This window comes from Streptomyces phaeochromogenes (assembly GCF_001418655.1).
Lineage (GTDB): Bacteria > Actinomycetota > Actinomycetes > Streptomycetales > Streptomycetaceae > Streptomyces > Streptomyces phaeochromogenes.
In genome coordinates this window covers 1-10,398 of record NZ_LIQZ01000359.1, presented here as the reverse complement: position 1 = coordinate 10,398, position 10,398 = coordinate 1, and the positions used below count along the sequence as shown (strand labels likewise).

The following is a 10,398-nucleotide window of genomic DNA, read 5'->3' as shown; positions in this document are numbered from 1 at the left end:
CCTGCACCCTCACCCCCGCCCTCCGACCCCCACGCCGAGATCACCGCCGCCGTCGAGAGCGGCAGGCACGCCGAGGCCGCGGAGCTGGCCGGGCGGCAGGAGCGGGAAGCACTGCGGGCGCACGGGCCCGGGGCCGACGAGGTCGTGCACTGGATGGAAGTACGGGCAGATCTGGCCATGTTCGCGGGCGACGCGGAGCTCAGCTGCCGGATCTGGCTGGCGGTGGCCGACGTACGGCTGGCCGCGGGACAGGAGCCGGGCGCGCCCGGTGTAGAGGCGGCCGTGGACCGGGCGCATCACCAGTGGGGCCGTATCGACGACTCCGCGCGGGCCCGTGAGCTCGGGCCCGCGCTGGCCGGCCTGCGCCTGCGCGTTCCGGGGCGTCGGCAGGGGGCGCTGGACGATGTCCAGCGGCACCTCAGCCGGCTTCAGGCACAGGTCTGACGAGGCTGAGCCTTTCCTCGTCGCCGGAAGACGCCGGGGAGCGCGCTTCCGAGAAACAAGTGAATCAAGCCAAGATCACGAATGGGTCTGGGCCTGATCAGAGTTCCCTCAGAAATCCCTATGCGAGTAGACGCGTGGCGACGGGGCCGGCAGCCGCACCCTGAACCGGGCCCCTTGGCCGGACGGTTCAGGATCCGGCGGCCGGGTTCAGTCCGCGCACAGCAGATAGCCCGTGCCGCGCACGGTCCGTATGAGCGACTGGCCGGGGCTGCCCAGTTTGCGTCGCAGGTAGTAGACGTATGTGTCGACGCTGCCCGAGCCCTCGGTGCGGTGGTTCCAGACGCGTTCCTGGATCTGGGCTCGGGTCAGTACCCGGCCGGGGTTCTCCATCAGGTAGCGCAGCAGGGCGAATTCGGTGGTCGTCAGGCTCACCGGCCGCCCGCCGGACCAGACTTCGTAGGTGTCGGCGTCCAGTCGTACGTCGCCGGCCAGCAGGCTGCGGCGTTCGGCCGAGCGGACCGAGGTGCGGCGCAGGAGCGCCCGGACCCGGGCCGCGAGTTCCCTGAGCTCGAAGGGCTTGGCGACGAAGTCGTCGCCGCCCAGGTCGAGTCCGCGGACGCGCTCGTCGACGGTGTCGTGGCCGGTGAGGAACATCACCGGCATGGTGTGCCCCCGCGTACGCATCGTCCGGCAGACCTCGAAGCCGTCGATGCCGGGGAGGCCGACGTCGAGCAGGACGAGATCGGGGCTGTGGCGGGAGAGCGCCTCCAGCGCCTGGCGGCCCGTGGCGGCGCCGGTCACCCGGAAGCCGAGGAACTCCATCGCCGTGGTGAGCAGGGCGCGCACGTTCTCCTCGTCGTCCACGACGAGGAGATGGGCGGGGGCAGGGGAGACAGGGGTGGTCATGTCCTGTTCCTTCGCTGTGCCGACCGTGAAGGTGGGGGGTTATTGAGGATTCAATCTCGGGGGGCCCACATCGTCACACGTACCGCTCGGTAGCGGGTAACACGTGTTACCGAGCAAACATCTCCAACGCCCCCGACACCAGCGTCCGTACGCCCGGCCCGACCGTCGCCAGGTCGGGTGCGAAGTGCGGGCTGTGGTTGCTGGGCACGGCCGCGAGCTGTTCCATCAGGTCGCCCCCGGCCGCGCTCCCCGCCGCGTCCCACACCTCGGCGGGCGTGCTCGTCACGAACCAGTACGCGTACGGGAGTCCGCCGTCGGCGAGCAGCGGGAAGTCCTCGCTGCCCATGACGGGCCCGAAGTCGAGGACCGTGCCCGCGCCGAACACCTCGCCGTGCACGGCGGCCACCCGGCGGTCGGTGTCGGCGTCGTTCACGGTGACCGGGAAACTGCCGCCGACCGTCATCGTGGGCTCGCGCCGGCAGCCCGCCGCCGCGCACTCGCCCGCCACGATCCGCCGGATCGCGGCCAGCATCCGCTCCCGCACCTCGGCGGACTGCGTACGGAGGTTGAGGGCGATGTGCGCCTCGGACGGGATGATGTTGTGCCGCGTGCCCGCCTCGATCCGGCCGACCGTCAGCACGGCGGATTCGCGGGCCGCTATCTCCCGCGAGACGACCGTCTGCAGCCTCGTCACGATGTACGCGGCCGTCACCACCGGGTCCACGGTCGCCTCCGGCCGCGAGCCGTGCCCGCCCACCCCGTGCACGACGATGTCGACGTCCGTCGAGGCCGACATGATCAGTCCGGGCGAGTGCGCGTACAGCCCGGCGGGGCCGGGGGCCGCGTGCTGGGCGAGCAGGACGTCGGGGCGCGGAAAACGTTCGTACAGGCCGTCGTTCACCATCGCGGCGGCGCCCTCGCCGGTCTCCTCGGCGGGCTGGCCGACGACCAGCAGCGTGCCGTTCCAGGTGTCGCGCCCGGCGGCGAGTGCGTCGGCGGCGCCGGTCAGCCAGGTGACGTGCAGGTCGTGACCGCAGGCGTGCATGACCCCGGGCGTCCCCGACGCGTACGGCAGTCCGGTCTCCTCGGCGACCGGCAGCGCGTCCATGTCCCCGCGCAGCAGGACGGTCGGCCCGTCGCCGTTGCGCAGCATCCCGACGACTCCGGTGCCGCCGATGCCGTCCACCGTCTCGTACCCGGCCTCGGTGAGGCGCTCGGCCAGTCTCGCGGCCGTCCGGTGCTCCCGCCCCGACAGTTCGGGATGGCGATGCAGGTCCCGGTAGAGGTCCTCAAGGGCGGGGACCGGCAGGTCTGCGGTGAGGTCCAGCGCGGTGCGTGCGGCGGGTGAGGTCACCGGGCCAGCGTATGTCCGTACGCCGTCCCGCGGGCCGGGACGGGAACGTCCGCCGACGGGAGGAGGAGTGGCAGTCGCGGCCCGGCCGGTTGCGGGTGCTGCCGCCGCATGACGCTCGGCGGGACGCGGTCGGCGCGACGCGGTCGTCGTCATGCCGGCGTGACGACGTCGTCGTGACGTGTTTCTTCAAGACCGGTGTGCGTGGGCGCTCCTAGACTCCGGGCATGGATGAGATCGAGCTGCTTTCGGGTGTTATGTCCAAGACCGGTGACCTCATCGAGGGCGTCGAGCCCGGGCGGCTGGGTGCTCCGACGCCCTGCGAGGACTATGACGTCGAGACGCTGGTCAACCATCTCGTCGGCTGGCTGCTGCTGTTCGAGGCCCGCTGTCACGGCCGCGCGTACGATGCCGACCCCGCGCGGTACCGGTCGGGGGCGGACCCCGCCGGTGAGTTCCGGGCCGCGGCGGCCGGACTGGTCGCCGGATGGCAGAAGTACGGCTTCGACCGCGAGGTGGGTGTGACCGGTGACGCCCAACTGCCCGCCGCCATGGTGCTCAACATGACTCTCATGGAGTTCACGGTCCACGGCTGGGACCTGGCGGTGGCCACGGGTCAGCCGGTTCCCTTCACGGAGGAGGAGGCGGCGGAGATTCTGACCCGCGCGGAGGCCACCCTCCCGCCGCAGTACCGGGGCGAGGGCATGCCTTTCGGCGACATCGTCCCGGTGGCCGAGGGCGCCCCGTCCACAGACCGCCTGGCAGGTTTCCTAGGCCGAGACCCAGCACGCTTTTAGCCGAGACCCAGCACGCTTTTAGGGGCGCGAGGAACCGCGCACCTGGCCACGACAAACCCGCACGTGAAAACTTGCCCCCCCCCCGCGGAGCGGATCAGGCTCTCGTCACAGCGGCGGGTGCGCCGGCGCCGGCCCAAGTGTCGTGGTGCCCGGGGCAGTCCGGTGCCCCAGCCCCGTGCGGTACGCGTCCAAGGCCGCCTCGATCCGCCCCGTACGCCGCAGCAGGTCCCCCAGCAACCGGCACAGGTCGGCCAGGTCGCCCGCCGCACCGGCCCGTTCGAGGAGGCTGAGCGCGCGTACGTAGTGCTCCTCGGCGGTCTCCGTGTCCCGGGCGTCCTCCGCGATGATGCCGAGCAGCCGGTGCGCAGCCGCGGAGTGGACGGCCCCGCGCTCCGAACTCAGGTCCCCGAGCACGTCGTGGAGCAGGGCCGCCGCCTCGTCCGACTTCCCGCGCCGGTGCAGCACGTCCGCCAGTTCCACGGCGACCTGGCTGGTGTAGAGGGTGGCGCGCTGGGCGGAGTGCATGGCCTGCGCCTCGCGCAACTCGCCCTCCGCGCGCTCCATGTCGCCGTTCTGCGCGTGCATGTACCCGCGCATCCAGTGGCAGTTGGCGAGTTCCGTACGGATCTGGAGCTGGCGGTACAGCTCCGCCGCCTTGCCCAGGGACGCGTCCGCCTCGGCGATGCGGCCCTCGGCGATCATCGTGCGGGCGACGGACCGGTGCATTCGGGCCAGCAGCGCGGGGTCGCCGACCTGGGGGGCCAGCGCGAGTGCGTACTCCGCTGCCTGCGCGGCCCGTGCGTGCGCTCCCATGTCCATGTACGGGGCGATGACCGCCGCGTAGAGCAGCAGCAGGGCGTCCGGATCGTGCAGGCCTCCACGGTTCAGCTCGTCGATCGTGGATTCCAGCAGGTAGCAGGAGTACCGGAGTTCGCCTGCGAGGTAGTGCGAGACGGCCCGGCCGCGCAGGGCCGGGACCCGGACGGGCAGCGGGGCGTCGGCGAGCCGCTTCTCCGACTCCTCGAAACGCAGCCGGGCCGTTCCCAGATCCCCGGTGGACAGGGCGCATTCGCCGAGGCCGAGGAGCGCGGCGGCGCACTCGGCGTTCAGCCCGTGCGACTCGGCTTCGGCGAGCAGCGCGGTGTACTGCTCGGCGGCCACCTCCGCCTCGCCGGTCGCCAGCGTCCGCTGGGCGTCGGTGAGCCGCAGCCGCAGGTCCGTGGCGAGGTGTGCGGGCCGCCCGGTGGCGAGCTCCTCGTAGGCGACGCCGAGGCGCTCCGCGATGTGCCGCAGCGCCTCCTCGGAGGGCCGTACGCGGCCCGCCTCCAGCGTGGAGACGTACGCGGGTGTGTAGGCGGGTTCCGCCAACTGCTTCTGTGTCAGCCCGCGTTCCGTACGCAGCTGCTGCACTCTGCGCCCGATGATTCCCGGGTCGTCGCGCTCGGCCATGGCGTAAGCATGCCAGTAAGTCGACTTACACCTGCACGCTATTCAACTTCCCGTTGCAAGAGGGCAGTTAGGGCGGGCGGGCAGGGCGCCGATCGGCTCAATGCGGCCCTTGCCCCGGAGGCGAACACGCCCTAGGTTAAGCGGCGCGTTAAGCGCACGATGACGCAGACTTAATACGCTGGCCTACGTTGACGATGCGAGGTTGTCGCCGTGTTCCGACGCATTGCCACTCGCTTCTTCCCCGCCCGGTTCCTGACCGCGCTGGGGGCCGCCGTGATCGCTTTCGCAGCGCTGATCAGTGCGGCGGAGGCGGGGCCCCACTAGGGCCCGCCTCTTGTGTTGTGGGCCCCACTAGGGCCCGCCTCTTGTGTTGTTGTTCGTTGGGTGCGGGCCGGTGGGGCTGGTTGCGCAGTTCCCCGCGCCCCTGAAAAACAGAGGCTGCGCCCCCGAAGGCTGAAGAGACGGGGCTGTGCCCCTGTCCTTCAGCCCCCACCGGCCCGCCGTGTCAGCCGGTCAGCACTCGCCTCGCCAGACCACTCGGGTGATGGTGAGGCCTGCCTCGGCGTTGGCCTTGTACTTGCCGGGGCCGGGGTTGTAGTGGAAGCAGTCGGTCGACGGCTGGCCGCCCAGGTACGACGTCACGTCCACGTGGTCCGCGCCCGGGAAGACGGTTCCGTTGTTGAAGATGGAGCCGACGGACAGGTTGCCCGACCAGTTGCCCGCGACCTTCAGGACGAGCCGGCCGGTCTGGTTGGGGCCGCTGTAGGCGCAGAAGTTGCCCTTCCCGCAGCCGGGCGGGTTCGCCTCCGCCGACGCGGTCGGGGACACGGCGAGGACACCGAGGAAGGCCGCCGCGACGGTCCCGGCGCCCAGGGTGACGAGTCGCTTTCCGGTCAGCATGATGAGGACTCCTCCGTGGTCAGCGCGTGTGTACTCAGCGCGCGTGTGGTCAGCACTCGCGTTGTCGGCATTCGCGTCGTCAGCACTCGCCGCGCCACACGACCTTGGTGATGTGGACGCCGGCGACCGCGTTCACCTTGTAGGCGCCGGGGCCCGGGTTGTAGTGCAGACAGGCCGTCTCCCCGCCGCCGCCGGGCGACGTGTACGTCACGTCGACGTGGTCGGCGCCCGGGAAGGCGACCCCGTTGTTGAACACCGAGCGGATGGCGACGTTCCCGGACCAGTTCCCCTTGGTCTTGAGGACGAGCTGGCCGGTCTGGTTCTCTCCGCTGTAGGCGCAGAAGTACTCCTTCGCGCACCCGGGCGGATTGGCTTCGGCCGAAGCGCTCGGCGCGGTGGCCAGCACGGCAGTGAAAGCCGCGGCTGCCACCGCCCCGAAAGCGGCACGTTTGCGCATGTCGTTCTTCCCCCTTGGCCGTTGTGAAGATCTTGGTCGCGTACGTCTTTCAGGCTGCCCGGTGCCGACTGTTCCTGCCAGGTGTTTCGGCGCGCGCCGAAAAGGGCTGGTGGAGTGCTGGATCGGTGGTGCGCACGACGGTCCTCGTGGCCGTGTGGCGTGCGGCGATCCGGGGAATGGTGGTGGCGAGTTGGCGCGAAAGGATATTTCGTGATCTTTGAATCCAAGGGAACATTTCACGCCGATGCCTGAGTCGATCGCCCCACCGACTGTGAGAGTTTGCCGTGCTCCGAGTGCATTTCACGTGCGAAGACCTGCTCAGAACCCGGGTGGCCGCCGCGCCGGACCCGTTGTGGGAGACCGTGCTCAGCGCGAACCTGCTGGCGACGCGGCAGGGCCGGGCCGTCTTCGGCGCGTGGCGCGCGCAGGCGAGGGCCGGGCTGCGGCGGCTGCCCCGTCACCAGCTGCACCTGGTAAGGACCTTGGCACCGCCCCGGGGCAGCTTCCCCGACTTCCTCAATCCGGCGGAAGCCGCCCAGGGGCTGTCGGAGGGCGTCCGGGCGATCCTGTCCACGCCGCGCCGGCGGCTGGCCGAGGAGATGAACGTACTCACCGAGGCGCCGTCGTGGCTGCGTCCCCTCGCGGACGGTGAGCCCGCGGCGCTGGAGAACCTCGGGCAGGCGCTGCACGGCTACTTCCACGCGGCCCTGACCCCGTACTGGTCCGCCGTGCGGGCGCAGATCGAGGCCGACCGGGCGGTGCGGGCGCGGGAGATGCTGAGCGGCGGAGTCGAGGCGCTGCTGTCGAGCCTGGGTCCGTCACTTCGCTGGCGACCGCCCCATCTGGAGGCGGAGTACCCGTTCGACCGTGAACTGCGGCTCGACGGAAGGGGGTTGCTCCTGGTGCCGTCCGTCTTCTGCTGGCAGGCGCCGATCACCCTGACCGACCCGGGCCTGCCGCCCGTACTGGTCTATCCGGTCGCCCGGACCCACCACTGGTGGCTGCCCCAGCAGTCGGGCGCCGGGCCCCGCACGCTCGGCAGACTCATCGGGCAGGGGCGGGCCGCCGTCCTCCAGGCCCTGGAGGACGGCGGCACGACGAGCGAGGTGGCCCGGCGCGCGGGCGTGACCTCCGCGACGGTCAGCGAACACGTCAGGATCCTGCGGGAGGCGGGCCTGACCGCGTCGGTCCGCGACCGGAACACCGTGCTGCACGTCCCCACTCCGCTGGGCATCAGCCTGCTGACGGCGAACCGGCGAACGTGAACCGGCGGACGTGAACCGGCGGACGTGAACCGGCGGACGTGAATCGAGGTGCAGCCGTGCCCCGAAGGGTCCCCGCGGAGCGCTCAGTTCTCCAGGCGTACCGGCATCAGGAGCGAGAAGGTGTCCTCGGCGTCGGGCCGTCGGACAGCAAGGGGCGCCGTGGGAGCGCCGAACTCCAGCACCAGCCGGTCGCGGGCCCCGGCGGCGAGCGCGTCCAGCAGGAACTCACGGTTGACGGCGACGTGGTTCTGATCGTCCGCGTCCCCCTCGCCGTCGGCGCAGACGGTCACCGTGCCGTCGGCCGCGGGCCTGAGCACGCTGAGGTCGCAGGGCGTGCCGTCCGGCCCGGGCGTCTCGCTCGTACGGACGGGCCCGGTCTCCAGCGCCTCGCGGAACGCCGGTACGTCGACGACCGCGCGGCGTCCGGCGGGCAGGCGGACGAGACGACGGTAGTCGGGGAAGTCGTGGTCCAGGCGCTGCCCGGACGCCTGCCGGTCCCCGGCCTCCAGCGTCACGCGGTCACCGTCCACGGAGAGCCGGACGGGTCCGTCTCCGTCCTCGCCGCTCAGCAGCGCCCGCATCGCGTCGGCCAGCGGGGCGGGCACGATGACCTGTTCGCGGACCCCGTCGTGCCCGGTGGCGCGGGCCCCCGCGACGGCCATCCGGTACCGGTCGGTGGCGACGACCCGAAGTGCCTCGCCCTCGATGTCGAACAGGACGCCGCCGAGCATCGGCAGCTCCGGATCCGTACCGGCGGCGAAGCGGACGGCGTCCAGCGCGGCGGCCAGTTCGGCCGCGGGGACGGTCAGCCGTACGGCGGCGGTGCGGAGCGATGTCATGGGTTTCTCCCTGCCTTCGAGTAGCGCTCGGACCGCGGAGAACTCGCTGCGGGCATCGGACAGCCCCAGTTCGAGCCGGCGCAGATGCGCCTGAAGCAGCTTCCGTACGAGGTCGGTGTCCGCGCCGGACCAGCCGGCCAGCACCAGCCGGATGTCGGGCAGGGGCATACCGGCCCGGCGCAGCCGCGTCAGCAGGCGGGCCTCCTCGCACTGCTCGGGGCCGTACCAGCGGTAGCCGCTCACCGGATCCACCCAGGCGGGGACCAGCACCCCGGCACGGTCGTAGAACCGCAGCGCACTCACACTCAGCCCGCTGTCCCGGGCCATCTCCCCGATACTGCGCATCTCGCTCTCCACATCCGGAACTCTGGGCCCTGCACAAGGTCGAGGGTCAACAACCCCGGACGGCCGGCCCGGCGGTGCCGCTCGGCTGACAGCCCGCTCCGGGCGAAAACGCAGACCCCGCACAGAACCACCGGTTAGCCTGCGCGAACGTACGACGGGTGAGGCGGGGACGGGAAGCAAGGCGCGTGGAGACAAGGGGCGTGGAGACGCGGGGCACGGACCCCGGCGGCGCGGACACGAGTGGTGCCGAGAGCCGGTCCAGGGTGGCCGACGGGGCACGGCTGGTGGTCCGGGCGCTGGTGTACGTGGTGGTCGGCGGGGTCGCGCTGGTCGTCATCGCCACCGTCGGGTCCGTACTCGGTCCGATGTTCGCGCTCGACATCGCGACGCCTGCCATGGCGGCCTGGTGGACCGTGTTCACGGCGGTCGCCGTGCAGGGCATCCCCTTCCTCCTCCTTGGCACGGTGGTGTCGGCGGCGATCGGGGCGTTCGTTCCGGAGCGGGTCTTCAGACGCGTACTGCCGAAGAACCCGGCGCTCGCCGTGCCCGTCGCGGGGGCGGCCGGGGCCGTGCTGCCCGGGTGCGAGTGCGCGTCGGTCCCCGTGGCCGACAGCCTGATGCGACGAGGAGTCGCACCGGCGGCGGCGCTGGCCTTTCTCCTCTCGGCCCCCGCGATCAACCCGGTGGTGCTCGTCGCCACCTCCATCGCCTTCCCGGGCAACCCGGCCATGGTCGGCGCCCGCCTCGTCGCCTCGCTCGCCACCGCCGTGGTGATGGGGTGGCTGTGGGTGCGGTTCGGGAGGGAGGAGTGGCTGCCGACGCGGCGTACGCCGGAGGTGGGAGCCGGAGCGGCCACCGGTGGCTGGCGGGGTTTCCGGGACGGGCTGCAGCACGACTTCCTGCACGCCGGAGGCTTTCTCGTGCTGGGCGCGGCGGCTGCGGCGACGTTCAACATCCTGGTGCCGCGGTCCCTGCTGGACGTGTTCACCGGTTCGCCCTGGCTCTCCGTCCTGCTGCTCGCCGTCCTCGCCGTGGTGCTGTGCGTGTGTTCCGAGGCGGACGCCTTCGTGGCCGCCTCCCTGACCGGTTTCTCGCCGACGGCCCGGCTCGCCTTCATGGTCGTCGGCCCGATGGTCGACCTGAAACTCATCGCCCTCCAGGCGGGGACCTTCGGGCGGGCGTTCGCGGTGCGCTTCTCGGCCGTCACATGGGTGGTGGCCGTGGTGAGCAGTGGGGTGGTGGGCTGGTGGCTGCTGTGACGACCGGACCGCGTACGCGCCTGAGGCTGCGTCCGCAGGGGGTGCTCCTCATCCTGTGCGGCGCCGCCCTCCTCCGGATCGCCCTCTTCAGCGAGCTGTACCTGCGCTACGTGAAGGAGGGCCTGCGCCCGTACCTGGTGATCTCGGGCGTGGCCCTGATCGCGCTGGGCCTGGTGGGCATGATCAGCCGAGGTAAGGAAGAGCACGAGTACGAGCAGGAGCACGAGTACGAGGCCCATGACGAGGACGCCCACGAGGCGCACGCCGGGCATGGCCGGGACACCCACGCCGGCCACGGCCACGACCACACCCGCAACCCCCGCATAGCCTGGCTCCTCACCGCCCCCGCCCCTGTCCCTTAAACAAATTTCACGCTGCCCACGAAT

10 protein-coding genes and 1 pseudogene are annotated in these 10,398 nt (G+C 71.6%); 5 read left to right on the top strand and 6 right to left on the bottom strand.

Features of this window, described 5'->3' with window-relative positions; all coding sequences use genetic code 11:
- Positions 1-444, top strand: a pseudogene (locus AOK17_RS37890) (hypothetical protein); the annotation flags it as partial.
- A 207-nt stretch (positions 445-651) separates the two neighbouring features.
- Here the strand turns inward: AOK17_RS37890 and AOK17_RS37885 are convergent.
- Positions 652-1,350, bottom strand: a complete 699-nt coding sequence (locus AOK17_RS37885; protein WP_206190903.1) for a response regulator transcription factor — start codon at positions 1,348-1,350, stop codon at positions 652-654.
- Positions 1,351-1,456: 106 nt separating this feature from the next.
- Entirely contained in the window at positions 1,457-2,704 is a 1,248-nt protein-coding gene (locus AOK17_RS37880; protein WP_055617149.1) for an amidohydrolase, read from the bottom strand.
- A gap of 224 nt (positions 2,705-2,928) precedes the next feature.
- Between AOK17_RS37880 and AOK17_RS37875 the strand changes: the two genes are divergently transcribed.
- The gene (locus tag AOK17_RS37875) at positions 2,929-3,498 is read left to right on the top strand and encodes a TIGR03086 family metal-binding protein (protein ID WP_063997347.1); all 570 of its coding nucleotides are present in this window, start codon (positions 2,929-2,931) and stop codon (positions 3,496-3,498) included.
- A 105-nt stretch (positions 3,499-3,603) separates the two neighbouring features.
- Here the strand turns inward: AOK17_RS37875 and AOK17_RS37870 are convergent, their stop codons facing one another.
- The 3 genes from AOK17_RS37870 to AOK17_RS37860 all read right to left on the bottom strand — a co-directional run bounded on the left by AOK17_RS37870 (position 3,604) and on the right by AOK17_RS37860 (position 6,304).
- Positions 3,604-4,947: a helix-turn-helix domain-containing protein gene (locus AOK17_RS37870; protein ID WP_055617147.1), complete on the bottom strand. Its 1,344-nt coding sequence runs from the start codon at positions 4,945-4,947 to the stop codon at positions 3,604-3,606.
- A gap of 513 nt (positions 4,948-5,460) precedes the next feature.
- Entirely contained in the window at positions 5,461-5,847 is a 387-nt protein-coding gene (locus AOK17_RS37865; RefSeq protein WP_055617146.1) for a peptidase inhibitor family I36 protein, read from the bottom strand.
- A 79-nt stretch (positions 5,848-5,926) separates the two neighbouring features.
- Positions 5,927-6,304, bottom strand: coding sequence for a peptidase inhibitor family I36 protein (locus AOK17_RS37860; protein ID WP_055617145.1), 378 nt, complete (start codon positions 6,302-6,304; stop codon positions 5,927-5,929).
- A gap of 293 nt (positions 6,305-6,597) precedes the next feature.
- Between AOK17_RS37860 and AOK17_RS37855 the strand changes: the two genes are divergently transcribed.
- Positions 6,598-7,569 (top strand): winged helix-turn-helix domain-containing protein, encoded by a 972-nt coding sequence (locus AOK17_RS37855; RefSeq protein ID WP_342671554.1) that lies wholly within the window; start codon positions 6,598-6,600, stop codon positions 7,567-7,569.
- An 83-nt stretch (positions 7,570-7,652) separates the two neighbouring features.
- Here the strand turns inward: AOK17_RS37855 and AOK17_RS37850 are convergent, their stop codons facing one another.
- Positions 7,653-8,753: a DNA polymerase III subunit beta family protein gene (locus tag AOK17_RS37850; protein ID WP_079053505.1), complete on the bottom strand. Its 1,101-nt coding sequence runs from the start codon at positions 8,751-8,753 to the stop codon at positions 7,653-7,655.
- Between the two features lie 263 nt (positions 8,754-9,016).
- Between AOK17_RS37850 and AOK17_RS37845 the strand changes: the two genes are divergently transcribed.
- Positions 9,017-10,012: a permease gene (locus AOK17_RS37845; RefSeq protein ID WP_055617150.1), complete on the top strand. Its 996-nt coding sequence runs from the start codon at positions 9,017-9,019 to the stop codon at positions 10,010-10,012.
- Positions 10,000-10,374, top strand: a complete 375-nt coding sequence (locus tag AOK17_RS37840) for a hypothetical protein (RefSeq protein WP_157881481.1) — start codon at positions 10,000-10,002, stop codon at positions 10,372-10,374. Before AOK17_RS37845 ends, AOK17_RS37840 begins: the two co-directional genes overlap by 13 nt.
- Positions 10,375-10,398: the final 24 nt, after the last annotated feature.

Bases quoted from the DNA above. Each gene is read 5' to 3' on its own strand.
- AOK17_RS37865 (WP_055617146.1), bottom strand. From the start codon at position 5,847: ATGCTGACCGGAAAGCGACTCGTCACCCTGGGCGCCGGGACCGTCGCG.
- AOK17_RS37885 (WP_206190903.1), bottom strand. From the start codon at position 1,350: ATGACCACCCCTGTCTCCCCTGCCCCCGCCCATCTCCTCGTCGTGGAC.
- AOK17_RS37875 (WP_063997347.1), top strand. From the start codon at position 2,929: ATGGATGAGATCGAGCTGCTTTCGGGTGTTATGTCCAAGACCGGTGAC.
- AOK17_RS37850 (WP_079053505.1), bottom strand. From the start codon at position 8,753: ATGCGCAGTATCGGGGAGATGGCCCGGGACAGCGGGCTGAGTGTGAGT.
- AOK17_RS37860 (WP_055617145.1), bottom strand. From the start codon at position 6,304: ATGCGCAAACGTGCCGCTTTCGGGGCGGTGGCAGCCGCGGCTTTCACT.
- AOK17_RS37870 (WP_055617147.1), bottom strand. From the start codon at position 4,947: ATGGCCGAGCGCGACGACCCGGGAATCATCGGGCGCAGAGTGCAGCAG.